Source organism: Comamonas sp. F1-6 (assembly GCF_039581415.1).
Taxonomy (GTDB): Bacteria; Pseudomonadota; Gammaproteobacteria; order Burkholderiales; family Burkholderiaceae_C; genus Comamonas; species Comamonas thiooxydans.
The window spans coordinates 38,527-62,854 of sequence record NZ_JBCPWN010000002.1 but is presented as its reverse complement, the minus strand read 5'-3'; the positions used below and the strand labels follow the sequence as shown (position 1 = coordinate 62,854).

Genomic DNA, 24,328 nt, shown 5'->3' with positions numbered 1-24,328 from the left:
TAGAGCCGAATTCTCATCTGACAATTCGGCTCTTGACCTCGCGCTTGCCAAGGCGCGTGCCGGTATACATCCGCTGACTAAATCAGCTGCTCGCCGGGCAGCAACTCCTTGGCGCCAATGGTGGGCAACTGACGCAGCTGCTCATACAGCGGCGCAAAGTCGGTATCGGCCAGGTTCAGCAGGTGGGGCATGTCGTCAATCACGAAATAGGTCTGCTGATAGGTGTCGATCTTGTAGAGCGTGCGCATGGTGCGCTCCAGCTGCAGCGGCAAACGGTGCGGCTGCGGGCTGTTGACGCTGTACTCCAGCTCGCCCACAGAGCTGAGAATGCCTGCGCCATAGGCGCGCACGCCGCCGCTCTCACGGATCAGACCGAATTCCACCGTGTACCAGTACAGGCGCGACAGCATCTCGCAGGCGCCGAGCTCGGCGGCCTTGAGGCCGCCCTGTCCGTAGGCCTGGATGAAATCGGCCATGACGGGGTTGAACAGCAGCGGCACATGGCCAAAGAGGTCGTGAAAGACGTCGGGCTCGACGATGTATTCGAACTCCTCGGGCTTGCGTATCCAGTCCGTGACCGGGAATTTGCGCTGGGCCAGCAGCGAGAAGAACGGTACCTCGGGAATCAGACCTGGAACGCCGACGATCTCCCAGCCCGTGGCCTTGAATAGTCGCTCGTTGATTTCCTCGAAGCGCGGAATGCGCTCCTTGGCGCCCAGCGACGGCAGGGCGTCGATGAAATGCTGGCTGGCGCGGCCCGGCAGCAGCGCGGATTGGCGCTCGTAGAGGCGGTGGTAGGTGTCATGCTCGGCCTCGGTATAGGCGGCATAGTCTTGCGTGCAGGTGTAGTCCGCATGGGCACGCGTGTAGTCGCCGCGTGGAGGGCGATCGGACTGGCCATAGACGACGGGGGCCGCGCCGATGCCGCCGGTCATGGCGGTGCTGTTCTGGATGCTGTTCATAAGGTACTCCCTGAGATGAGGGGTCGCGAAGGCTGCGGCCAGAGCTCGTGGCCGGGGCGCAGCAGGGAAAAGGAGAAGCGAGCCGAAAGCTGGCTCAGTGCATCTGTATCTGGGCGCGCTTGACGAGCTGTCCGTAGCGCGCATGCTCGGCCTGCACCAGGCGGGCAAAGTCCTGCAGACGCAGGTCGTCGCGCACCACGCCCATGGCGTCGAAGTACTGCTGTATATCGGGCCTTTGCAGCGTCTGGGCAAAAGTCTCCGACCAGCGCTTGGCCTGGCTGTCCGTGATGCCGGCAGTGGCAAAGATGCCGAACCAGGTAGTCAGATTCATGCCCTTGATGCTGTCGTCCAGGCTGGGCACTTCCGGCAGAGCCGGCAGCGGCGAGCGCCAGGTCACGCCAATGGCCTTGAGCCTGCCGGCCCGCAGATGAGGCAGAGCCGAGGCAATGTTGTCGAACATCAGATCGGCCGTGCCCTCGAGCAAGGCCGACAGAGCCGGTCTGGCCCCGCCAAACGGCAGGTGCTGGAGCGGAACCTGGGTCAGCGACTGGAACCACTGGCCCGCTATATGGCCGATGCTGCCGTTGCCCGCCGAGGCATAGCGCAGGGGCTGCCGGTGCTTGGACATGAAGCGCAGCAAATCCTCGGGCGTGTAGATGCGCCACTGCATGGCCAGTTCGCTGCGCATGACCAGCACATGAGGCATGCGGGCCACGAGTGTCAGCGGCTGAAAGTCGCGCAGCGGATCGTAGGGCAACTGGGGGTTGAGCCAGGGAAGGATGGCATGTGTGGCCACGGCACCCATCAGCAGCATGGGCTCGCGCGCTCCTGCTCTGGCCACCATGGCTGCACCCGTGGCGCCACCGTCGCCTGCGACATTGAGCACATTGATATTGCCCAGGGCCGTGGTTTCCTGCGTCAGCTTGCGCGCTGCCCGATCCAGCGGCCCGCCCGCCGCATAGGGAACGACCAGCGAGAGTTCGTTGCGGCTGCGGCTGGAATTCGACGGCAGGGCGCTCGCATCCCGGGCAGCATGCGCGCTGTCCGCGATCAGGGAGGTCGCCGAAGCCACCGCCAGGGTCATGGCCTGGCGGCGGGAAAGGCGCCAGGTGTCGGCAGGCGCGTCCAGCCTCGGTGCTCTGCAGTCCTCGGGGGCTGTAGCGGGGGGCTGATGGGGGCGCGACACTGGATCCTTCCGGGCGTTGAAGCTGGCTGCGCCGACTCACGTCAGGCGTGGATGCGGCAGTGCAGCATGGCGGGAAGTATAGGGACGGAAATCGGTCGCCACATGGTCCGTTTGATGGAGTGGTAACCATTGGTATCTTTTTGATGTATTGCGTAGCGCCGGAGCCCACGCCGGCCATGCTGCAAGCGAGCAGACGAGGCGGGTGAAGGCCGAGGTGGCGCATGGCAGGCTCCGTTGATCTGGCTCAGGTCTTGAGCACGCCGCGGCGCATCTGGTCGAGTTCCATGGTCTCGAACAAGGCCTTGAAATTGCCCTCGCCAAAGCCGCTATTGCCCTTGCGCTGGATGAACTCGAAGAAGATGGGACCCAGCTGGTTTTCGCTGAAGATCTGCAGCAGCAGCTCGCCGGGCTGGCCGTCCACCAGGATGTTGCGCGCCAGCAGCTCGGGAATGGGTTCCTGCAGGTCCGGGATGCGCTTGGGCAGCAGCTCGTAATAGGTCTCGCTGGTGTTCAGCAGCTTGATGCCGTTCATCTGCAGACCGTCCACGGTGTCGTAGAGATTGGTCGAGCCCAGCGCGATGTGCTGTATGCCTTCGCCGTGGTACATGTCCAGATATTCCTGAATCTGGCCGGCCTTGTCGTTGCCTTCCTCGTTGATGGGAATGCGGATCTTGCCGCAGGGGCTGGTCATGGCCTTGCTCTTGACGCCTGTGGCCTGACCTTCGATGTCGAAGTAGCGGATCTCGCGGAAGTTGAAGATGCGCTCGTAGAACTCGGCCAGCTCGGCCATGCGGCCGCGGTAGACGTTGTTGGTCAGGTGGTCGATATAGGTCAGGCCCAGGCCCTCGGGGTGCAGATCGGCACCGGGCAGAGGTTCGAAGTCCACGTCGAAGAAGCTGATATTGCCCAGGTCACCGTCCTTGGCACCATTCTTGCCGCGCCATTTGTCGATGAAATAGATCAGCGAGTCGCCAATGCCCTTGATGGCGGGAATGCTCAGTTCGCCGGGGGCGGCCTGCTGGGCATAGCCCCAGGCACCCAGCGAGGTGGCGCGCTCATAGGCGTACTTGGCGTCGTTGACGCGGATGGCGATGGCGCAGACGCTGGGGCCGTGCAGACGCGCGAAGCGCTGGGCAAAGCTGTCGGGCTCTGCATTGATGATGAAGTTGATCTCGCCCTGGCGATACAGGGTCACGTTCTTGCGGCGGTGCTTGGCGATGGCCTGAAAGCCCATGCGCTCGAACAGCTGACCCATGGCCACGGGATCGGGGGCCGCGTACTCGACGAACTCGAAGCCGTCCGTGCCCATGGGGTTGTCCCAGGTCTGGAACTGGCTGGCGTTGCTTTGAGTCAGTGGGGCGTTCATGGCAGAGGTCTCCATCGGGTAGGGGCGCAACACATGAAGAACAGGTGTCGACGATGGATGCACTGTAGGACAGGGCGCGGACAAGCTTCATGCAAAAATGCCTTGGCTGCAAACAGCTCAATGCATGAAAATTGCATAAAAAATTGATTTCATGCAATTTAAATGGTTATCAAGGGTTAACCATTAATAAAAACTGCGCTTTTTTTATAATCTGCCGCCATGAGTTCCATGCACACCATCGACAAACTGGATAAGGCAATTTTGCGCCGATTGCAGGCCAATGGCCGAGAAACTTATGACGTCATCGGGGAGCAGGTCGGCCTGTCGCCCAGCGCCGTGCTGCGCCGTGTCAAGCGGCTGGAGGAAAACGGTGTCATCGACCGCTATGTGGCTTTGGTGCAGCCCGAGACCGTGGGTCTGGGGCTGACCGCCTATATCAATGTGCGTCTGGAAAAATACACCGAAACCAGCAAGCGCAATCCCATGGATGTGTTCCGCGCCAGCGTGCAGACCTGGCCCGAGGTGGTGGAGTGCGTCTCCCTCACTGGCGAGATGGACTATCTGCTGCGGGTGGTGGTGGCAGACATGCAGCATTACAGTCGTTTCATCATGGACACGCTGCTCAAACACCCCAGTGTGCAGGATTGCAAAACCAGCTTTGTCATGGACCGGGTCAAGGTCACGACGGCCGTGCCGCTCTAAGCCTTCGTAGAGGTCCTTCATACGGACCATGACCTAGCCGGAAACAGAAGCTAAGGTGTTGAATTAGCGGAAAATCCTTACAGGATTGTTGCAATGCAACATGTGGCTTGTGAAACCTCGGGTTTTTACCTATATTTCAGGCTATGAACCTCCCCAAAGACTGGTTGACATCGCCCTGGCAGGCTGGCTCCGGCTGGCTGCGAGACATGGGCAAGTCCCATGGCGCCGAGCGTCGCTCGCCGTCCTTGGTCCCCATTCGTTCGCTGAGCCCGCGCCATCGCGACCGCATCATCAAGCATCTGCTCAAGCTGGATGCGCGTGATCGCTATCTGCGCTTTGGCTATGCGGCCAACGACGAGCAGGTGCGCCGCTATGTCGAGCAGCTCGATTTCGAGCGCGACGATATCTTCGGCATCTTCAACCGCCGCCTGGAATTGATCTCCATGGCGCATCTGGCCTTTGCCGGCCATCCCGAGCATGAGAAATGCGCGGAATTCGGCGTCTCCGTGCTCAAGAGTGCACGTGGCAAGGGGCTGGGGGCACGTCTGTTTGCACGTGCAGTGCTGCATGCGCGCAGCAAGAACGTGAGCATGATGTTCATCCATGCGCTGTCCGAGAACACGGCCATGCTCAAGATTGCGCGCAACGCGGGTGCCACGGTCAAGCGAGAGGGCTCGGAATCCGAAGCCTATCTGGAGTTGCCGCCTGCCGACTTCGAGACCCATGTCAGCGAGCTGGTGACGGAGCATCTGGGCGAGATGGACTATCAGCTCAAGAAGCAGGCCGTCAATTTCTGGGCTTTCCTGGCCGGCGTGCAGGAAGTGCGCAAGGGTGTGCAGGAAGGCCGCCATAAATCAGGCGAGTAAATCGTCTTGTGAAGCCAGCAAGGCTGCAGCCCAATAAAGACAGGCGCAAGCAGATATCAAAATAGCTTTGGCTGAGTGCGCTCGGAGACCGCCGCTCATGGCTTTTGTGAGCTAGCAAGCCGTCTGTCAACACAATCCGTTATTCTTGGGGACTTGTTCGACTACCGCACGTCCTGCACTCCAAGACAGTGTCTGACCCCCATCCTGCGCGACTTCCCGAGAAGGAAGACAAGCGAAGCTTCCTGCAAAAGGTGGCTGAGTTCATCCATCCGGCACCGGAGTCTCCCGATGAACTGATCGAAACCCTGGCCGAAGCCGAAGACAATCAGGTCATCGGCACCGAGTCGCGTGTCATGCTGGAGCGCGTGATTCGCATGGCCGACATGAGCGCCGGAGAAGTCATGGTGGCCGCGCCACGCATGGATCTCATCAATATCGATGCTCCGTATGAAGAAATCCTGCACCAGGTTCTGACCACGGCGCATTCGCGCTTTCCGGTCTACCAGGGCGAGCGCGAGAACATCATTGGCATTCTCATGGCCAAGGATTTGCTCAAGCTGCAGCGCTCTCCCACCCTGAACATTCGTGCTCTGGTGCGCCCGGCCGTCTTTGTGCCCGAGAGCAAGGGCCTGAACGACCTGCTGCGTGAGTTTCGCGCCAATCGCAATCATCTGGCCGTCGTCATCGACGAGTTCGGCCGTGTGGCCGGCCTGGTGACGATTGAAGATGTGCTGGAAGAAATCGTCGGCGAGATCGAGGACGAGTTTGACATCCCCGAGGACGAGGGCGATATCTTTGCTCTGGCCGACAACAGCTACCGCGTGGCGGGCGATGCCAGCATCGAGCATGTGAGCGAGGAGTTCGAGACTTCGCTGCATGCCAGCGACCCCGATGCCGAGTTCGATACCATCGGTGGATTGATTGCCCATGAAATCGGCCATGTGCCCAAGCGCGGCGAGCAGATTCATCTGGGCGGGCTGGAGTTCACGGTGCTCCACACCAAGGGCGGCGCGGTGCGCTGGTTCAAGGTGGTGCGCGATCCTTCCCCAGACAGCTTGGTTCGCAACTGATCGCGACTTGCGCAAATCCGGGTCAGGCCTGGTGTGATGCCGGTGGAAATACTGGTTGTGCCTCTTGGTTTGCACAAATCTTGGCGATACCTCGTATGCTTGAATTCACCCAACCGCCCGGTTGGGTGTTTTGTTAGTGCCTGCTGATTCCTATGACCACCACTGCCTCTACCGTTCAGACCGCTGCTGCCAGGCCCAAATGCTGGATGAGCTGGCTTTTGATGCTGATTGCAGGCGGGCTGCAGGCCTTCTCTCTGGCCTGGCCCTGGGCTCGCGGCCAGGGCGACGGCTGGCTGAGCTTGGCCGGAGGCTATGGCCGTCCGCTGTGGTGGCTGCAGATTCTGTCGCTGGCGGTGCTGGTTCATGCGCTGCTGGCTGCCCGTACCGCCGCTCAGGCGGCAGGCCGAGCCTGGCTGTTCGGCACGGCCTGGCTGGCGGCCACCTTCTGGTGGCTCTTCATCTCCATGCACACCTATGGCGGATTGGCGGCGCCATTGGCGGTGGCAGCCGTGTTGGCACTGGCGGGCTTTCTGGGTGGCTATTACGCCGTGGCTGCATGGTGCTTTAAGCGTTTGGCAAAGGCGCCGGATGCATTGTCAGCGCTGGTCTTTGCTGCACTCTGGACGCTGGCCGAGCTGGCGCGTGGCTGGCTCTGGACCGGTTTTCCCTGGGGCGCAGGCGGCTATGCCCATGTGGAAGGCCCGCTGGCCGTGCTGCCGCGCTGGATTGGCGTCTACGGCACGGGGTTTGTGGCGGCCTGGGCTGCAGCCTGGCTGGCGCTGCTGGTCTGGCGTATGCAGACCAGGTCGGCGTTGCTGAAATTCAAGCCGGCCCTGGCATCTGCTGTGGCCCTGGGTCTGGTCTGGGGCGGGCTGTGGTGGTCGCGTGATGCCGCCATTGAAGCACCTGGTCAGCTGCCCGGCATGAGCGTAGAGCTGCTGCAGGGCAATATTCCGCAGGATGAAAAGTTTGAAATGGGTTCGGGCGTGGTGGTGGCACTGCGCTGGTATGCCCAGCAGTTGCATGACGCCAGGGCCCAGTTGGTCGTGGCACCCGAGACAGCCATTCCACTGCTGCCTCAGCAGCTTCCTGAAGGCTATCTGGACTTTGTGCGCGCACCTTTTGTCGCCAAGGAATCCAGCCGCGCGGCTCTGGTGGGCCTTCCGCTGGGCAACTGGGACAAGGGCTTCACCAATACGGTCGAAGGCTGGCTGCCGGGGCAGACCCGGGCCTATCAATACGACAAGCACCATCTGGTGCCGTTTGGTGAGTTCATTCCGCCCATGTTCCGCTGGTTCACCGAACTCATGAATATTCCGCTGGGCGACTTCAATCGTGGCGCACTGGGCCAGCCCTCCATGAGCTGGGCGGGTGAGCGCCTGTCGCCCAATATCTGCTACGAAGACCTGTTTGGCGAAGAGCTTGCGGCCCATTTCGGCAATGCGGCGACGGCACCCACGGTGCTGGTCAATCTGAGTAATATCGGCTGGTTTGGCGACTCCGTGGCCATTGATCAGCATCTGTCCATCAGCCGCATGCGCGCGCTGGAGTTCGAGCGCCCCATGTTGCGCGCAACGAACACCGGAGCCACGGTGGTGATCGATCACAAAGGGCAAGTGGTGAAAGCACTGGCGCCTTTCGAGCGCGCGGTGCTGCAGGGCCGGGTTCAGGGGCGCGACGGGCTGACGCCTTATGCGCGCTGGGTGCATGCTCTGGGTCTGTTGCCTCTGACCCTGTTGTGCCTCGTGTTCTGCGCGCTGGCCTGGATCTCCTTGAGAAAGACCGAGGAAGGCGTAGTGTCCCGCACGGAATAAGCCACCTCGGCATCAGCGGCTGTGGCATTTGTGGCAGAGTCTTGGGCCTGAAAACGGGTATTGTGTCCTGGGTAGGGGCGTGAGCCTTGATAATCCCTGGTTGTACCGCCCGCAGTGGGCGCGCGCAGCGGGCGCGGGTCCCGTCACCCAAAATACAGAGTAACAGGTAGCTTGCACAGGCTGCCGCGGAGCAATTGAGAGAATGGCTGAATCTTTTTCCTACGAACAACTGATCGCGTCCGGCGAAGGCAAGCTGTTTGGTGCCGATAGCGGACGTCTGCCCCTGCCTCCCATGTTGATGTTCGATCGCATCACACATATCTCCGAGGACGGCGGTGCCCACGGTCTGGGCAAGATTGTTGCGGAACTGGACGTCAAGCCCGACCTGTGGTTCTTTGATTGCCACTTCCAGGGCGATCCCGTCATGCCCGGTTGCCTGGGCCTGGACGCCATGTGGCAGCTGATCGGCTTTTACCTGACCTGGCTGCGTTTGCCGGGTCGCGGTCGTGCCCTGGGTGCAGGCGAAGTCAAGTTTACAGGTGAAGTAGGTCCTGATGTCAAACTCGTGACATATGAAATTGATATCAAGCGAGTAATCAAGCGCAAGCTGAACATGGCCATTGGCGACGCACGCCTGCTGGCCGACGGCAAGGAAATTTACGTGGCCAATGACCTGCGCGTGGGTCTGTTCCTGCGTGAAGGTGATGCCAAGGGAACGGCAGCATGAGCAAGAAGCGGGTAGTGATCACCGGCGCGGGCATTGTCTCGTGCATCGGCAATGACCTGACAACCGTGGAGGCCTCGCTGCGCGAGGGCAAGAGCGGCATCAAGGCCATGCCCCAGTTCACGGAGCTGGGCATGCGCTCGCAGGTGGCAGGCATTCCCGAGATCGATATCGAGGCGCGCATCGACCGCAAGCAGTTACGCTTCATGGGCGATGCTGCTGCTTATTCGCAGATCGCCCTCGAAGACGCGATCAAGCAAGCGGGCCTCACGCCCGAGCAGGTGAGCAGCCCGCGCACCGGTCTGATCATGGGCTCTGGCGGCGGATCACCCGCCAACCAGATCGAGGCAGCCGATACGCTGCGCGAAAAAGGCATCCGCCGCGTCGGCCCTTACCAGGTCACACGATGCATGAGCTCCACGGTGTCGGCCTGCCTGGCAACCAACTTCAAGGTCAAGGGCATCAACTACTCCATCACCTCGGCCTGCTCCACCTCGGCCCACTGCATCGGAGCTGCGGCCCAGCAGATCGCCTGGGGCATGCAGGATGTGATGTTTGCCGGCGGCGGCGAAGAGCTGTCCTGGGGCATGTCGCTGCTGTTCGACGGCATGGGTGCCATGTCCAGCAAGTACAACGAGACGCCTGATAAGGCCTCGCGTGCCTACGATGCCAACCGTGACGGCTTCGTGATCGCTGGCGGCGGCGGTGCCGTGGTGCTGGAAAGCCTGGACCATGCGCTGGCCCGCGGTGCCAACATCCTGGCCGAAGTGGTGGGCTTTGGTGCCACCAGCGACGGTGAGGACATGGTCGCTCCTTCGGGCGACGGCGCCATCGCCTGCATGAAGCAGGCCATGGAAACCGTGGATGCGCCCATCGACTACATCAACACCCACGGCACATCGACCCCTGTGGGCGATATGCAGGAAGTGCGTGCCATGCGCGAGCTGTTCGGTGACCAGGTGCCTCCGTTCTCGTCCACCAAGTCGCTGACCGGCCACTCGCTGGGCGCGACCGGTGTGCAGGAGGCGATTTACTGCCTGATCATGCTAAACAAGGGCTTCATCGCAGGGTCCGTGAACGTGGAGACGCCCGATCCGCTGCTGGGCGATATGCCTCTGGTCACCCAGACCCGCGATGCCGAACTCAAGACCGTGCTGTCCAACAGCTTTGGCTTTGGCGGCACCAATGCCTCCCTGGTGCTCAAGCGCTGGGAAGGGCAGTAAGCGCCGGAGTCTTGGATCGCGAGCCCGCTTGGCCTTGAGGTAAGCGGGCTTTTTTCTGTCGTCGACTACTGTCTCCCCCATGAAGATCGCAATTCTTGACCGTGATGGCACCCTGAACCAGTGGGGAGCTCAAGGTTTCATTGGCCGGCCCGATGAGTGGATTGCAGTCCCCAGTGCGCTGGAGGCGGTTTCGCGCCTGAACCGTGCCGGCTGGCATGTGGTGGTCGCCACCAATCAACCTGGGCTGGGTCGCGGGCTGTTCGATGTGATCGAGCTCAACGCCGTGCACGCCAAGATGCACCGGGAGATGGCAGCCGTCGGGGCGCGGGTGGAGGCAGTGTTTTTTTGTCCGCACGCTCCCGATGAAGACTGCCAGTGCCGTAAACCAGGCGTAGCGCTGTTCGAGCAGATTGCCGATCGCTACGGCGCGGAAGGCCATGAAATCTGGGCCATTGGCAGCGGTGTCGAGCATTTGCAGGCGGGCAAGGCTCTGGGCGCCCATCTGGTGTTTGTGGAGTCCACCGCCAGGCCCGAGTGCAGCAGCGATGCCGACCTGCCTGAAGGCAGCGAGCGCTATCCAGATCTGGAGGCTGTGGTGAATATGCTGTTGCCGCTGGGAGGGGATGAGGATGCTCAGCCCCTGGATTCGGCGCCTGCCCCGCATTGAGCCTGGGTTTCAGGTCAAAATAGACTCAACTGCTTGAAAGAGCAGCGCAAGCTGCTATGTTTCTTGTTGATAACCGTGCCAAATCAATGGGCCAGACTTCAGGTCTGTGCTCACGTCATTCGATTGCTGTCATGTCCCTGATTCGCTCCGTCCTCCACATGTTGTGGATGGCTATTACCGTCATTCCCTACACTTTCGCGGTGCTGCTGGCCAAGTGGACCAGCGGCTCATCGGCCAAGGCATACAGCGCTGCCCGCGCCTGGCTCAAGCTCTCGGTGGACAGCGCCCGCGTGATCATGGGGGTCCGGTATCAGGTGCAGGGCATGGAGAACCTGCCTGCGGACCCGAATCAGGGGGTGGTGCTGCTGGTCAAGCACCAGTCCACTTACGAGACCTTTCTCATGCCTGCCATCATGCCGCGCCCGCTGGCCTATGTGTTCAAGAAGGAGCTGCTGAAGGTGCCATTCTTCGGTTGGTCCATCGGTGCACTGGACATGATCCACATCGACCGGGCCCAGCGCTCGCGCGCCTTTCACAAGGTGGTGGAGCAAGGCAAGCGCCTGCTCGATCAAGGCATCTGGGTCATCATGTTTCCCGAAGGTACACGTGTGAATCGTGGAGAGGTGGGCGAGTACAAGACCGGCGCCACCCGTCTGGCCATCATGACGGGTGCGCCCGTGGTACCCATCGCTGTTACCTCGGCCAAGTGCTGGCCGCGCAAGGCCTTCATCAAAAAGCCCGGCGTGGTGGATGTTTCCATTGGCAAGCCCATTTCTTCGGTGGGCCGCAAGCATGACGAGCTGATGGTCGAGGTCGAGGCATGGATCGAGTCCGAAATGCAGCGCCTGGACCCAGAGGCTTATCGCAGATAAGGCAAAACTGCCCATGTCCACAGGCGATAGCTTGCAGCAAGCTTGGCAATGGCTGGTGCCGCCTGTGGTGGGGGATGGGCGGGGCGGGTTGATGCCGCGCAAGCGCCGGCGCAGCGGCCCTGAAGCCATTGAGCAGCGTTTGGATCAGTCCGAGCTGGAATTTGAGAATAGTCAGCTTGTAGCACCCGTCAATATTTCAGTGGGTGCTATTGATTCTGAAGAGAATGAGCTGCCTGCAGAGCCCACACTTCTGGTGCATCCGGAAGCTAGCCACAGCGCCCGCTTGCAAGGGCGTGAGGTGGCTTATCTGCTGCGCCGTTCGGCGCGCCGCAGCATAGGCTTCAGCGTAGGGCTGCAAGGGCTTGAAGTCACCGCTCCGCAATGGGTTGCCATGCGCGAGATCGAATCAGCGCTGCAGACCAAGGCCGGCTGGATTGTGCGCAAGCTGCAGGAAGCCGGACAGCGACAGCAGATCAAGCAGGAAGCGCGCATTCTCTGGCAGGATGGAGGCGTGCTGGACTATCTGGGCCAGCCCATGAGTTTGCGGCTGACCGGGGATGCGTCACAACTGCTGCGTACGCGCCAGACGCATAGAGAGCAGGGGGTCGATGGCTCGCAAAGCCTGCATCTGCCCTTGCCGACAGGGGCACCGCCTGCCCAGGTGCGCGCGGCCGTTCAGGCCTGGATACTGCGGGAGGCGCGCAGCTATTTCACGGCCCGCATGCTGCACTATGCCGCACTCATGGGCGTGCGCTGGAATGCGCTGCGCCTGACAAGTGCCAGCACGCGCTGGGGCAGTGCCAACAGCAGCGGGATCATTCGTCTGAACTGGCGGTTGATGCAGCACAGCCCGCAAATCATCGACTATGTGGTGGTGCATGAGCTCGCCCATCTGCATCATATGGATCACAGCCCGCAGTTCTGGGCCGTGGTGGCTCAGGTGCTGCCCGACTGGAAGCATTTGCGCAGAGCATTGAGAGACAGGCCTCTGCCCGCTTGGGAATAGTGGCAATGATCGAGACGAGGAATGAAATGAGCAATACAACCCAAATCCAACCCGCTGCCGGCTATGCCGGCGATGTGCCGGCGGAGCTGGCCTGGCAATGGCTGCAGGCTGGTGAAGCGGTTCTGGTCGATGTGCGCACCGATGCCGAGCGCGAGTGGGTGGGCAAGGTGCCAGGCGCTGTTGCCGTGGCCTGGAAGCAGTGGCCCGGCATGGCAGCCAACCAGAACTTTGACGCCGAGCTGCGAGCAGCGGTACCCGAGGGCAAGAAAGTGGTGCTGCTATGCCGCAGCGGTGTGCGCTCTGTTGCGGCTGCCCAGCGTGCCGCGGGCCTGGGAATCGAGGCCTACAACATTCTTGAAGGTTTCGAAGGCGACGTTGACGCCAACGGCCAGCGAGGCCAGTTGGGTGGCTGGCGCAAGCGCGGCCTGCCCTGGCATCAGTAATGCGCAGGGCTTGGCCTGCAGCTTCTAGACCGAGCGATAGCCGTTGGGGTTCTGGCTTTGCCAGCGCCATGTGTCGGCGCACATGGTGTCCAGATCATGCTCGGCTTGCCAGCCAAGGGTTTTCAGGGCGTGGTCGGGGTCTGCATAGCAACTGGCCACATCCCCTGGACGGCGGTCTGTAATCGTATAGGGCAGGGTCTTGCCGCAGGCTTTTTCGAAGGCATGCAGCACTTCGAGCACGCTGTAGCCATTGCCCGTGCCCAGGTTGATGGTCAGCAACTCGGGCTTGGCCAGGCCGGCCAGCTTCTCGAGTGCCTTGACATGACCTCGGGCCAGGTCGACGACATGGATGTAGTCACGTACGCCGGTGCCGTCCACGGTGTCGTAGTCGCCGCCAAAGATCTGCAGCTTTTCACGACGGCCCACGGCGACCTGTGCCACAAAAGGCAGCAGGTTGTTGGGAATGTCCGAAGGGTCTTCACCAATCAGGCCGCTGGCATGGGCACCAATGGGATTGAAGTAGCGCAGCACGGCCAGCGACCATTGGGCGTCGGAGTGGTAGAGGTCCGACAGAATCTCTTCCACCATCAGTTTGCTGCGGCCGTAGGGATTGGTGACCGAAGTAGGGTGCACCTCATTGAGAGGCAAATATTGTGGCGAGCCATAGACTGTTGCCGAAGAGCTGAACACCAGATTGCGCACATTGTGCTTTTTCATGGCGCGCAGCAGCACCAGGGTGCCGTTGACGTTGTTGTCGTAGTAGTCCACAGGCTGGGCAACGGACTCGCCCACTGCTTTTTTGCCGGCAAAGTGCACGACACTGTCAATGCCATGCTCCTGCAAGGCCTGCTCAAGCGCAGCTTGATCGCGGACATCGCCATTGATCACGGCAATGGTGCGTCCAGTGATTTGCTCCACGCGGCGGATTGCTTCAGGATGGCTGTTGCTGAAGTTGTCGAAAATCACGACTTCATGACCGTGGCTGATCAGTTCGATGGCTGTATGGCTGCCGATATAGCCGGCACCGCCTGTGAGCAGAGTTTTCATAAGCTGCAGTCTAACTTCGAGTCAAATGAGAAAAGCGCTCATGCGAGCGCTTTTTGCGGCTGTATTTACAGAGCCTGATTCAGAGCGCCGGAATGCGCAGTTTCTGGCCAGGATAGATCCTGTCCGGGTTGCTGAGCATGGGCTTGTTGGCTTCAAAAATCACGTTGTACTTGTTGGCATCACCATAGTACTTCTTGGAGATGGCCGACAGGGTGTCACCGCGTACCACATCGTGGTACTGGGCTTCTGGCTCGGGGTTGGTGACCGCCATCAGGTTGTCCACGGACTGGACATTGGCCACATTACCGCAGCACAGCGTCACTTTTTCCTTGACAGCCTGAGTGGGAGCCGTGCCATTGACTGTTACCTTGCCTTGAGAAGCATCGAATTGAACCTGCAGATCGGATACGCCCAGATTCTGGGTGTTGATATAGCTGGCGATCGCCTGAGCCGCCTTGGCATTCAAGTCTTCGGCCGGTGCGGCTGCATGTGCGTCGCTGCCGCCAAACAGTTTTTCTCCGGCTTCCTTGATGAAACTGAACAGACCCATGGTTTCGACTCCTCAAAAGTAGTGGAAGAAAGCAGTTCACTTTAACGGGAAATCGAAATGATTTCTTGCAGGAGATGGACTGAGCGCTTTCTTTGACAATTTCCTGCGCACTTGTAATGAATGTGACAAGCGGCTGTCTGTCACAGAGAAAAGTGCTGATAATCCGCCGCATGACATTTTTGGCCATAGACATTGGCAACACCCGTTTGAAGTGGGCCATGTATGAAGATCATCGCCCTGGTGCTGCCTTGCTGGCCCATGGAGCGGAGTTCCTGGAGCATATAGAGCGCCTGGCAGAAGGTGCCTGGGCCGGGCTGCCAGCTCCCGAGCGCATGCTGGGCTGCGTGGTTGCCGGTGAGACGGCAAGGCGCAGGGTGCACGAGCAGATCGAACTCATGCTGGGATGGAATCTCGAGCCTCAATGGGTAGTCCCCTCCATCGCAGAAGCAGGGGTGACCAATGGCTATGACCATCCTTCCAGGCTGGGTGCGGACCGATGGGTGGCCATGATTGGTGCACGTCACCACATGTTGCAATTGGGCGATGCCCGGCCCTTGATCACGGTTATGGTGGGTACGGCAGTGACGGTCGATGCCATGGATGCGCAAGGCCGATTTCTGGGCGGCCTGATCATTCCCGGGCATGGCATCATGCTCAGGGCCCTGGAAGGCGGCACTGCGGGCCTGCACGTGCCTACGGGTGAAGTCAGGTGCTTTCCCAAGAACACCAGCGATGCGCTGACCAGCGGCGGTACCTATGCCATCGCAGGTGCGGTGGAGCGCATGTACCAGCATCTGGCAGAACACTGCGGTGCAGAGCCGATGTGCATCATGGCGGGCGGCGCCGGCTGGAAAATGTCTCCCAGCATGACCAGGCCTTTTGAGCTGATCAACAACCTGATCTTTGATGGCCTGCTGGTGATGGCTGAAAAGCGCTGGGGTTGAGTGTGCTGGCTTGATGGCCGTGGGTTGGGCTCTTCTATCGCTATCACTGAAATTTAGAGGCAGTTCTCTATGATTTTCGTAACCGGCGGTGCAGGCTTTATCGGCGCCAACTTTGTTCTCGATTGGCTGGCGCATGTGAATGAGCCCGTGATCAATATCGACAAGCTGACCTATGCGGGCAATCTGGAGAATCTGGCCAGCTTGAAGGGTGATGCCCGTCATGTGTTTGTGCAGGCCGATATCGGCGACAGTGCACAACTGGCGCAATTGCTGGCGCAGCACCAGCCTCGCGCCGTGGTGAACTTTGCGGCAGAGTCGCATGTGGACCGCTCCATTCATGGCCCCGAGGATTTCATCCAGACCAATGTGGTGGGCACTTTCCGCCTGCTGGAGGCGGTGCGTGCCTATTGGAATGGCCTGGAAGGCGAGGCCAAGTCCGGTTTTCGCTTTTTGCATGTCTCCACCGACGAGGTCTATGGCACGCTTGCGCCGACCGATCCTGCATTTACCGAAGAGCACAATTACGAGCCCAACAGCCCGTACTCGGCCAGCAAGGCGGCTTCTGACCACCTGGTGCGAGCCTGGCATCACACCTACGGCCTGCCGGTGCTGATGACGAACTGCAGCAACAACTACGGCCCGTTGCATTTCCCCGAAAAGCTGATCCCGCTGGTCATTGTCAATGCGCTGGCCGGCAAGCCGCTGCCCATCTACGGCGACGGCATGCAGGTGCGTGACTGGCTGTATGTGCGCGACCATTGCAGCGCCATCCGCCGTGTGCTGGAGGCCGGCCAACTGGGCGAGACCTATAACGTGGGCGGCTGGAACGAGAAGGCCAATATCGATATCGTCAAGACCGTGTGCAGCTTGCTCGACGAGTTGCGCCCGCGCGCCGATGGCAAGGCCTATGCCGAGCAGATCACCTATGTGACCGACCGTCCTGGCCATGATCGCCGCTATGCGATCGATGCGCGCAAGCTGGAACGCGAGCTGGGCTGGAAGCCTGCCGAGACCTTCGAGACCGGCATTCGCAAGACCGTGCAGTGGTATCTGGCCAACCCCGAGTGGGTGGCCAATGTGCAGTCGGGCGCCTACCGTGACTGGGTGCAGAAGCAGTACACCGGCGAGACTTAAACATGAAGCTGCTGCTGCTGGGCAAGAACGGTCAGGTCGGTTGGGAGCTGCAGCGCAGTCTCGCCCCTTTGGGTGAGGTGATTGCGCTGGATCGCCAGAACGTGAATGTGGATGGAAATGGCCTGTGCGGCGATGTCGGCGATCTGCAGACACTGACGCAGACCATTCGCAGCGTACGCCCGGATGTGATCGTCAATGCCGCAGCGCATACGGCAGTGGACAAGGCCGAGAGCGAGCCGGATCTGGCTTGGCGCCTGAACGCCGAAGCCCCTGAAGCCATGGCGCTGGAAGCCAAAAGCCTGGGAGCCCTGCTGGTGCACTACAGCACCGACTATGTCTTCGACGGCTCCGGCAGTGCGGCACGCAAGGAGGGTGATGCGACCGGGCCGCTATCGGTCTACGGCCGCACCAAGCTGGAGGGCGAGCAGCGGATTGCGGCCACGCATTGCCGTCATCTGATTTTTCGCACCAGCTGGGTCTATGCAGCGCGTGGCGGCAACTTTGCCAAGACCATGTTGCGCCTGGCGCAGGAGCGCGAAGCGCTCAGCGTGATCAACGATCAATGGGGTGCCCCCACCGGCGCCGATCTGATCGCCGATGTCACGGCCCATGCAGTGCGCCATGTGAGCGCCCACGAAGGCGATGGAGGTCTCTACCATCTGGTTGCGGCAGGGGAGACCAACTGGCATGCCTATGCCAGCCATGTGATTGAGCGCGCTAAAAGCCTGCGTCCTGATCTGGGCTGGAAGGTGCAAAGCATTGCCGCCGTGCCGACCACGGCCTTCCCGACAGCGGCGGTGCGGCCCTTGAACTCGCGTCTGGATACGCAAAAGCTGCAAGCGGCCATGCAACTGCATCTGCCCGCATGGCAGCAAGGCGTGGAGCGCATGCTGCGCGAAATTCTGTAATTTTCAAATAACTCGCTTCAAGCGCTTATCTGCAAGGCGTTGGAAGCCATCCATTGATTCATCATGACGACACAGCGCAAAGGCATCATTCTGGCTGGCGGCTCCGGCACCCGTCTGCACCCCGCCACCCTGGCCATCAGCAAACAGCTGCTGCCGATCTACGACAAGCCCATGATCTACTACCCGCTGAGCACGCTGATGCTGGCGGGCATACGGGACATTCTGATCATCAGTACCCCGCAGGACACGCCGCGCTTCCAGCAACTGCTGGGCGATGGCAGCCAGTGGGGCCTGAACCTTCAGTATGAGGTGCAGCCCAGCCCTGATGGTTTGGCCCAGGCTTTTTTGATTGCCGAGTCTTTTCTGGGAGGGGGCTCCTGCGCGCTGGTGCTTGGAGACAATATTTTCCACGGCCATGATTTGCAGACCTTGGTCAAAGTTGCCAATCAGACCCAGGGTGGAGCGACGGTGTTTGCCTATCATGTGCAGGAGCCCAGCCGCTACGGGGTGGTGGAGTTTGACCAGCAAGGGCAGGTGCTCTCGATAGAGGAAAAGCCGGTCGAGCCAAAATCCAATTACGCAGTGACGGGGCTGTATTTCTACGATTCGCAAGTGGTCGAGATTGCAAAGACTCTCAAGCCCTCTGGCAGAGGCGAGTTGGAAATCACAGACATCAATCGTATTTATCTGGAAAGAGGTCAGCTCAATGTGAAACTGATGGGGCGAGGCTATGCCTGGCTCGACACTGGCACCCATGACAGTCTGCTGGAGGCAGGTCAATTCATTGCCACCCTCGAGCAGCGTCAGGGGTTGAAGGTGGCGTGCCCGGAAGAAATCGCATTTCGTGCCGGCTGGATTGACGCCGCTCAGCTCGCCGAACTGGCAAAGCCGTTGCTCAAGAACGGCTACGGGCGGTATCTGATGCAATGTCTGGAGGCTGGAGTGCGATGAAGGTCGTTCCGACTGCGATCCCCGAGATCAAGCTGTTCAAACCCACGATTCATCGGGATGGGCGAGGGCTTTTCGTGGAAAGCTTTCGCCAGGATATCTTCAACCAGGCCACGGGCACGAACCACGAGTTCATTCAAGACAACCACAGTCGCAGCAGCAAGGGCGTGCTGCGTGGGCTGCACTACCAGCTGCCGCCCCATGCCCAGGGCAAGCTGGTACGTGTGATCTCCGGTGCGGTGTTTGATGTGGCAGTGGATATTCGCCGCAGCTCGCCCAGCTTTGGCCAATGGGTGGGAGCCGAGCTGAGTGCCGAGAATCACCACCAGCTCTGGATTCCGCCGGGCTTTGCCCATGGCTTTGTGGTGCTCAGCGATACGGCGGACCTTGTATACAAGGCCACAGCCTATTACGCGCCCGAGTCGGATCGGGGCCTGCTCTGGAATGACCCCGACATAGCTATTGCGTGGCCACAGCTCGATATCGACTTTTCCTTGTCCGAAAAAGATCAGCATCAGCCTGCATTCAAGCAGGCCGAACTGTTCGATTAAGTCTGGTCTGATTCGGCCATCTGCAGAAACGGCTGAATCAGCTGTGCATCGCGCCGCTCGCGCAGGCAGTACAGGTATTCGGGAAGACAGGGAACCTCGCCTTGCAGGTCGAGAACGACGAGGTCCGGATGGGCCGATGCTTCGTGCCGCGCAAAAATGCTGATGCCCATCTGACGGATCACGGCTTCACGTATGGACTCGCGGCTGGCAATTTCCAGCACGCGTTGCGGGCTGACCTGGGCGGCTTCCAGCATCTGCTCGGTCAGCTGCCGGGTCATGGAGCCGCGCTCGCGCAGGATCAGCGTGTTTTCTGCCAGATCCTTGATGGTTACGGACTTCTGCCGGGCCAGCGCATGCTGCCGGTGCACGACCAGGGCCAACGGGTCGCGCCCCAGCTCCAGGCGCAGCAGGCGCGGATCGGTGTCCAGGTGCGAAGAGGTTGCCAGATCCACTTGGTACTCGGCCAGCGCCTGAATCATCTGGCGCGAATTGCCGTTGACGATGCTCACCTCCACCAGCGCATATTGCTGCTGATAGCGCTTGACGATGTCCAGCACATAGTAGGGGGCGGTGGCGCCTATGCGTAGCTGGCCCTGATTGACATGGCCCGACTGGCGCAGCGCCGATTCGATCTGGGCCGACTGCAGCAGCAGCTTTTCTATTTCCGGCAGCAGCTTCAGGCCCGCATCGGTGATGGCCAGTCTTCCGCTCTGGCGCGTGAACAGCTCGACTTCATATTGCTCCTCCAAGGCCTTGATCTGCGCCGTGACCGTGGGCTGGCTCAGCCCCAGCTGGCGCGCTGCCTGGGTGATGCTGCCGAGGCGGGCAACCCAGAAAAAGGATTTGAGCTGTGTGGCAAACATGACAAGGTCTTCAAGAAAGCGGTGCCCGGATTTCAACATGAACGCTGCAGCCGGTAATGCGGATGAGCAGCTTTGATTTCAATAGCTTCTTGCGCATATAAGCAATGTCTTTTAGGTGGTTTTATAAAGAAATATGAGACAGATAAGGAGTAAGTTGCTTTTGAATTAATAGCATTTCGATGGCGGACGCTGGCGTAGCGCGATGACTACAAAGTTTGCTGATGACGCCTTTGCCAGATTTCAGTTCTGTGACACAGGCGTTTCACAGTGAATTTCTACAGTTCCCTCATGTCGCAAACGGCCGCGTTGGTCGGGCGGCAACGATCAATCCAAGGGACTGTTATCCATGCGCCACGCTTTTGCACCCGCCACTCGCCGCTTCACCTTGATCGCCTTTGCCACGGTTGCCACGGCTTTGCTGGGCCTGGCCTCCGCGGCCCACGCCAGGACCGATCTGCTGGTGTATTCGGCCCTGGAGGCCGACCAGATCAAGGCCTACAAAGCGGCTTTTGAAAAAGCCCATCCCGAGATCGAGCTGAAGTTCGTGCGCGACAGCACGGGCATCATCACTGCCCGTCTGCTGGCCGAAAAGGCCAATCCCCAGGCCGATGTGATCTGGGGCGTGGCCGCCACTTCGCTGATGCTGCTGGACAAGCAAGGCATGCTGCAGCCCTATGCGCCCAGAAACCTGGCCAAGGTGCGCTCCACCATGCGCGATCCGGCAGCCACGCCGACCTGGGTGGGTATGGACCTGTGGTCGTCCGCCGTCTGCTTCAACACCGTGGAAGGCGGAAAGCGCAAGCTGCCCACGCCTGCCAGCTGGGCCGACCTGACCAGGCCCGAATTCAAGGGCTCGATCACCATGCCCCACCCGGCGTCCAGCGGCACGGGCTATCTGATGGTGGCCGCCTGGCTGCAGATGATGGGCGAGGACAAGGGCTGGGCCTATATGGATGCGCTGCACCAGAACATCGGCGTCTACACGCACAGCGGCTCCAAGCCCTGCCGCCAGGCCGGCGCGGGCGAGTTCCCCGTGGGCCTGAGCTTTGAATACCGGGCCAACAAGACCAAGAAGGATGGCGCGCCCATAGCCATCGTCTTCCCCAGGGAAGGCCTGGGCTGGGATGTGGAAGCCACGGCCATTCTGAAGACCAGCAAAAAGCAGGACGCGGCCAAGGCCCTGGCCGACTGGGCGGTGACGCCTGACGCCAACAAGCTCTACGCCGCCAACTTTGCCGTGCTGGCCCTTCCCGAGGCCCAGGAAAAGCACGAGTTCATTCCGGCCGATCTGGAAAAGCGCCTGGCCAGGAACGACTTCAACTGGGCAGCGGCTAGCCGCGATCGTATCTTGGCCGAATGGTCGCGCCGGTACGAAGCCAAGGCGGAGAAGAAATAACACCCCCTGAGGCGCTTCGCGCCTTCCCCCTCTCTGGCGCTGAGCGCCGGAGGGGGACGACAGCCTCGCTGCGGGGCTGCCCTTGCTCGCTGTCACTGGCGAAACGGGTCTGCACATGCAGCGGTGGGCATTTCGAGCGATACAGATCGGAACGACCTTCGGATTGTTTGCACGTTGAAAGAGATACATGCTGCGCATTGACCATATCGCCAAGCAGTACAGGGACCAGCCGGTGCTGCGCGACATTGGCCTGGTGGTGGAGGGCGGCGAGTTCGTCAGCCTGCTGGGCCCTTCGGGCTGCGGCAAGACCACGCTGCTGCGCATTCTGTGCGGCATCGAGCAGGCCGACGCGGGCCGCATTCTGTTTCAGGGCGAGGACATCACGCGCTGGCCTGCCGCGCGTCGGGGCTTTGGCGTGGTGTTCCAGAGCTACGCATTGTTTCCTAACCTGACGGCGGCCCAGAATGTGGCGTTTGGTCTCAAGGGCCAGCCTGCGGCGCAAGTGCAGGCCCGGGTGCAGGAGATGCTGGCTCTGGTGGGCCTGGGCGCGCAGGCGCAGCGCTATCCGGCGCAATTGTCGGGCGGCCAGCAGCAGCGCATTGCGCTGGCCCGCGCACTGGCGCCGCGCCCGCGTCTGCTGTTGCTGGACGAGCCGCTGTCCGCGCTCGATGCCCAGGTGCGCACCGAACTGCGCAGCGAAATCCGCCAGTTGCAGCGTCAGCTGGGCATTGCCTGCGTGATGGTCACGCACGACCAGGAAGAAGCGCTCTCCATGGCCGACCGCGTGGTGCTGATGCACCAGGGCCGTATCGAGCAGCAGGGCTCGCCAGAGCAGCTCTACGCCAAGCCGGTCAGCCACTTTGCGGCCGGTTTTGTGGGCCGCATGAATTTGCTGCCCGCCGTGGCCGAGTCGGGCGACGCGGTGCGCGTGGGCGAGGGACGGCTTGAATGCAGCACTGCCGGCTTTGAGGCCGGTGAAGCCTTGCTGGTGGGCGTGAGGCCCGAGAGCGTGGTGCTGCACCCGGCCCAGCCCGCAGCACTGCCCAATTTGTTTCGCGCGCGGGTGGTCGAGACCTCATTCCTGGGCTCGCTGGTCCTGGTGCGCGTGTTCAGCCCCACGCTGCAATGCCAGATCGATGTGCAGTGGCCGCTGCGCCATGACGCGCGTCTGCCCGACTGGCTGCAGGGCGAGGTGCTGGTGGAGTTGCCGGCTGCCGCTCTGCAGTCGCTGGCAGCGCCAGAGATTTTGCGAAAGGCGGCATAAGCATGAATGCCTCTTCTTCTGCGATGCCCGTGGGGAGCTATGCGCCTGCAGCGGAATCACGTCGGCAGCAAGGCACCGGCCCTGTGGCGCCACGACAAACGCGCTTTTTCGATTGGGAAAAGCTGTGGCTGGGCGCGCTGGTGCTGGGCCTGCTGGGCGCGCTGCTGGTGGCCATTGCACTGCCCGTGGGGGCGCTGCTGGGGCACAGCTTTGTGTCGGCCGATGGCAGGTTCTCGGGCCTGGCACAGTACCTCGCCTATGCGCAAATGCCGGGCGTAGGCCAGTCGCTGTTCAACAGCCTGTGGCTGTCGGCCGTCAGCAGCACCTTGTGTGTGGCCCTGGCCTATGGCTATGCCTATGGCGTGATGCGCAGTTGCATGCCGCTGGCCAAGTTCTTTCGCGCCATTGCCCTGGTGCCTCTGCTGGCGCCGTCGCTGCTCATGGCCATCAGCCTGATCTATCTGTTTGGCGCCCAGGGTCTGCTCAAGAGCTGGCTGCTGGGCGGCACGGCCTACGGCCCGTTCGGCATCATTCTCGGCTCGGTGCTGTGGACGTTTCCGCATGCGCTGATGATTCTTTGCACCACGCTGGCCTCGGGCGATGCGCGCCTGTATGAGGCCGCCGCCACGCTGGGCGCAGGCCGCTGGCGCAGCTTCTGCCAGGTCACGCTGCCAGCCAGCCGCTATGGGCTGATGATCGCCTGGATTGTGGTGTTCGTTCTGGTGGTCACCGACTTTGGCGTGCCCAAGGTGATTGGCGGCAACACACAGATGCTGGCCACCGATATCTACAAGCAGGTGATTGGCCAGCAAAACCTGTCCATGGGTGCCGTGGTGGCCATGCTGCTGCTGGTGCCTGCGGGCCTGGCCTTTGCGGCCGAGCGCCATTTGCGTGCCCGGCAGGCCGCTGCCATGAGCGTGCGGGCCGTGCCTCTGGTGCCGCAGCCCTGTGCGCCGCTCGACCGTGCGCTGCTGGTGTATTGCAGCCTGATGGCTTTGGCGTTGCTGGCGGTGATGGGAGTGGCCGTGCTGGCATCCCTGGTCAGCTTCTGGCCCTATAACCTGACGCTGACCTTCAGGAACTACCAGTTCGACCTGATGGATGGCGGCGGCTGGGCCAGTTACGCCAACTCGCTGACCATGGCCGTGGCCACGGCGGCGACAGGCGCGTTGCTGAGCTTTCTAAGCGCTTATCTGGTGGCCAGGCCCACAGGCTGGGGCAGCGCGCGCCAGTGGCTGCACGCGGTGGCCACGCTGCCCATGGCGGTGCCCGGGCTGGCGCTGGGTCTGGGCTATATCTTGTTCTTCAATGCGGGCAGCAATCCACTGCACTTTCTGTACGGGTCCATGGGCATTCTGGTGCTGTGCACGGTCGCGCATTTTTTCTCGGTGGCGCACATCACCCAGCTCACCGCCTTGCAGCAGCTGGATGCCGAATACGAACGCGTGGCCGATTCCATGGGCCTGCCGTTCTGGACGCTGCTGTGGCGCGTGCATCTGCCCGTGTGCCTGCCTGCGGTGATGCAGGTGGCGGGCTACTTCTTCGTGAATGCCATGACCACGGTGTCGGCCGTGGTCTTCTTGTACTCGCCCGAAACCACATTGGCCTCGGTGGCTGTGCTGGCCATGGATGACGCGGGCGATATCGCTCCCGCCGCCGCCATGGCCACGCTGATCTTTGCGACTGCAGCCGCCGGTCGCCTGCTGATTGCGCTGCTGGATGCCTGGCTGCAGCGGCGTACCCAGCACTGGCGCCAGCGCTGAGGACTTTCTCCACATCACTTGATTCTCCGAACGTCTCTTGCTGCATCGCCTTGGCGCTG

General features: G+C 61.2%; 24 protein-coding genes. 18 read left to right on the top strand and 6 right to left on the bottom strand.

All coding sequences use genetic code 11. The features are described from left to right. Positions 1-77 precede the first annotated feature (77 nt). The 3 genes from phhA to hppD all read right to left on the bottom strand — a co-directional run bounded on the left by phhA (position 78) and on the right by hppD (position 3,514). Complete coding sequence (gene phhA, locus AAIL66_RS02535; protein ID WP_059441249.1) at positions 78-962, bottom strand: phenylalanine 4-monooxygenase; 885 nt, start codon at positions 960-962, stop codon at positions 78-80. Positions 963-1,056: 94 nt separating this feature from the next. Beyond that, positions 1,057-2,148: a tripartite tricarboxylate transporter substrate binding protein gene (locus AAIL66_RS02530; RefSeq protein ID WP_224648996.1), complete on the bottom strand. Its 1,092-nt coding sequence runs from the start codon at positions 2,146-2,148 to the stop codon at positions 1,057-1,059. A 244-nt stretch (positions 2,149-2,392) separates the two neighbouring features. Beyond that, entirely contained in the window at positions 2,393-3,514 is a 1,122-nt protein-coding gene (gene hppD, locus AAIL66_RS02525; protein ID WP_012839929.1) for a 4-hydroxyphenylpyruvate dioxygenase, read from the bottom strand. 219 nt (positions 3,515-3,733) lie between these two features. Between hppD and AAIL66_RS02520 the strand changes: the two genes are divergently transcribed. The 10 genes from AAIL66_RS02520 (at position 3,734) to AAIL66_RS02475 (ending at position 12,901) form a co-directional block, all read left to right on the top strand. Further along, positions 3,734-4,216, top strand: a complete 483-nt coding sequence (locus tag AAIL66_RS02520; protein ID WP_034354614.1) for an Lrp/AsnC family transcriptional regulator — start codon at positions 3,734-3,736, stop codon at positions 4,214-4,216. A gap of 143 nt (positions 4,217-4,359) precedes the next feature. After that, positions 4,360-5,082 carry a GNAT family N-acetyltransferase gene (locus AAIL66_RS02515; RefSeq protein WP_034354611.1) on the top strand — a complete coding sequence of 241 codons (723 nt, stop codon included), beginning with the start codon at positions 4,360-4,362 and terminating at the stop codon, positions 5,080-5,082. Between the two features lie 188 nt (positions 5,083-5,270). After that, the gene (locus tag AAIL66_RS02510; protein ID WP_003068015.1) at positions 5,271-6,152 is read left to right on the top strand and encodes a transporter associated domain-containing protein; all 882 of its coding nucleotides are present in this window, start codon (positions 5,271-5,273) and stop codon (positions 6,150-6,152) included. Between the two features lie 152 nt (positions 6,153-6,304). Continuing rightward, complete coding sequence (gene lnt, locus AAIL66_RS02505) at positions 6,305-7,966, top strand: apolipoprotein N-acyltransferase (RefSeq protein WP_343495928.1); 1,662 nt, start codon at positions 6,305-6,307, stop codon at positions 7,964-7,966. A gap of 202 nt (positions 7,967-8,168) precedes the next feature. Next, the gene (gene fabA, locus AAIL66_RS02500) at positions 8,169-8,693 is read left to right on the top strand and encodes a bifunctional 3-hydroxydecanoyl-ACP dehydratase/trans-2-decenoyl-ACP isomerase (RefSeq protein ID WP_003068017.1); all 525 of its coding nucleotides are present in this window, start codon (positions 8,169-8,171) and stop codon (positions 8,691-8,693) included. Continuing rightward, positions 8,690-9,913: a beta-ketoacyl-ACP synthase I gene (gene fabB, locus AAIL66_RS02495; RefSeq protein ID WP_034354603.1), complete on the top strand. Its 1,224-nt coding sequence runs from the start codon at positions 8,690-8,692 to the stop codon at positions 9,911-9,913. The genes fabA and fabB overlap by 4 nt, the downstream gene beginning before the upstream one ends. A gap of 79 nt (positions 9,914-9,992) precedes the next feature. Then, positions 9,993-10,580 (top strand): HAD-IIIA family hydrolase, encoded by a 588-nt coding sequence (locus AAIL66_RS02490; protein WP_343495927.1) that lies wholly within the window; start codon positions 9,993-9,995, stop codon positions 10,578-10,580. Between the two features lie 131 nt (positions 10,581-10,711). Continuing rightward, the gene (locus AAIL66_RS02485) at positions 10,712-11,452 is read left to right on the top strand and encodes a lysophospholipid acyltransferase family protein (RefSeq protein WP_034354597.1); all 741 of its coding nucleotides are present in this window, start codon (positions 10,712-10,714) and stop codon (positions 11,450-11,452) included. Positions 11,453-11,465: 13 nt separating this feature from the next. After that, positions 11,466-12,458, top strand: coding sequence for a SprT family zinc-dependent metalloprotease (locus AAIL66_RS02480; protein ID WP_343495926.1), 993 nt, complete (start codon positions 11,466-11,468; stop codon positions 12,456-12,458). Positions 12,459-12,484: 26 nt separating this feature from the next. Continuing rightward, positions 12,485-12,901 (top strand): rhodanese-like domain-containing protein, encoded by a 417-nt coding sequence (locus AAIL66_RS02475; RefSeq protein ID WP_003068022.1) that lies wholly within the window; start codon positions 12,485-12,487, stop codon positions 12,899-12,901. Positions 12,902-12,925: 24 nt separating this feature from the next. Here the strand turns inward: AAIL66_RS02475 and galE are convergent, their stop codons facing one another. Then, positions 12,926-13,948: a UDP-glucose 4-epimerase GalE gene (gene galE / locus AAIL66_RS02470; RefSeq protein ID WP_045838747.1), complete on the bottom strand. Its 1,023-nt coding sequence runs from the start codon at positions 13,946-13,948 to the stop codon at positions 12,926-12,928. A 79-nt stretch (positions 13,949-14,027) separates the two neighbouring features. Further along, complete coding sequence (lysM, locus tag AAIL66_RS02465; RefSeq protein ID WP_034354587.1) at positions 14,028-14,498, bottom strand: peptidoglycan-binding protein LysM; 471 nt, start codon at positions 14,496-14,498, stop codon at positions 14,028-14,030. A 170-nt stretch (positions 14,499-14,668) separates the two neighbouring features. On the opposite strand from lysM, the gene AAIL66_RS02460 reads away from it, so the two are divergent. The 5 genes from AAIL66_RS02460 (at position 14,669) to rfbC (ending at position 18,983) form a co-directional block, all read left to right on the top strand. Beyond that, complete coding sequence (locus tag AAIL66_RS02460) at positions 14,669-15,442, top strand: type III pantothenate kinase (RefSeq protein WP_034354584.1); 774 nt, start codon at positions 14,669-14,671, stop codon at positions 15,440-15,442. Between the two features lie 69 nt (positions 15,443-15,511). Next, positions 15,512-16,576, top strand: coding sequence for a dTDP-glucose 4,6-dehydratase (rfbB, locus tag AAIL66_RS02455; protein ID WP_343495925.1), 1,065 nt, complete (start codon positions 15,512-15,514; stop codon positions 16,574-16,576). A 2-nt stretch (positions 16,577-16,578) separates the two neighbouring features. Continuing rightward, positions 16,579-17,484: a dTDP-4-dehydrorhamnose reductase gene (gene rfbD, locus AAIL66_RS02450; RefSeq protein WP_343495924.1), complete on the top strand. Its 906-nt coding sequence runs from the start codon at positions 16,579-16,581 to the stop codon at positions 17,482-17,484. Positions 17,485-17,547: 63 nt separating this feature from the next. Further along, positions 17,548-18,435: a glucose-1-phosphate thymidylyltransferase RfbA gene (gene rfbA, locus AAIL66_RS02445; RefSeq protein WP_045838745.1), complete on the top strand. Its 888-nt coding sequence runs from the start codon at positions 17,548-17,550 to the stop codon at positions 18,433-18,435. Then, on the top strand, positions 18,432-18,983 hold the full coding sequence (gene rfbC / locus AAIL66_RS02440) for a dTDP-4-dehydrorhamnose 3,5-epimerase (RefSeq protein ID WP_039050062.1): 552 nt from the start codon (positions 18,432-18,434) through the stop codon (positions 18,981-18,983). The genes rfbA and rfbC overlap by 4 nt, the downstream gene beginning before the upstream one ends. On the opposite strand, the gene AAIL66_RS02435 is transcribed toward rfbC, so the two are convergent. Continuing rightward, positions 18,980-19,846 carry a LysR substrate-binding domain-containing protein gene (locus tag AAIL66_RS02435; protein WP_343495923.1) on the bottom strand — a complete coding sequence of 289 codons (867 nt, stop codon included), beginning with the start codon at positions 19,844-19,846 and terminating at the stop codon, positions 18,980-18,982. The two genes, rfbC and AAIL66_RS02435, sit on opposite strands and share 4 nt — an antisense overlap. A 346-nt stretch (positions 19,847-20,192) precedes the next feature. Here AAIL66_RS02435 and AAIL66_RS02430 point away from each other — a divergent pair, with 346 nt between their 5' ends. The 3 genes from AAIL66_RS02430 to AAIL66_RS02420 all read left to right on the top strand — a co-directional run bounded on the left by AAIL66_RS02430 (position 20,193) and on the right by AAIL66_RS02420 (position 24,269). Beyond that, complete coding sequence (locus tag AAIL66_RS02430) at positions 20,193-21,242, top strand: putative 2-aminoethylphosphonate ABC transporter substrate-binding protein (protein ID WP_343495922.1); 1,050 nt, start codon at positions 20,193-20,195, stop codon at positions 21,240-21,242. 187 nt (positions 21,243-21,429) lie between these two features. Further along, the gene (locus tag AAIL66_RS02425) at positions 21,430-22,506 is read left to right on the top strand and encodes an ATP-binding cassette domain-containing protein (protein ID WP_343495921.1); all 1,077 of its coding nucleotides are present in this window, start codon (positions 21,430-21,432) and stop codon (positions 22,504-22,506) included. Between the two features lie 2 nt (positions 22,507-22,508). Further along, on the top strand, positions 22,509-24,269 hold the full coding sequence (locus AAIL66_RS02420) for a putative 2-aminoethylphosphonate ABC transporter permease subunit (protein WP_343495920.1): 1,761 nt from the start codon (positions 22,509-22,511) through the stop codon (positions 24,267-24,269). The last annotated feature ends 59 nt before the right edge of the window (positions 24,270-24,328 follow it).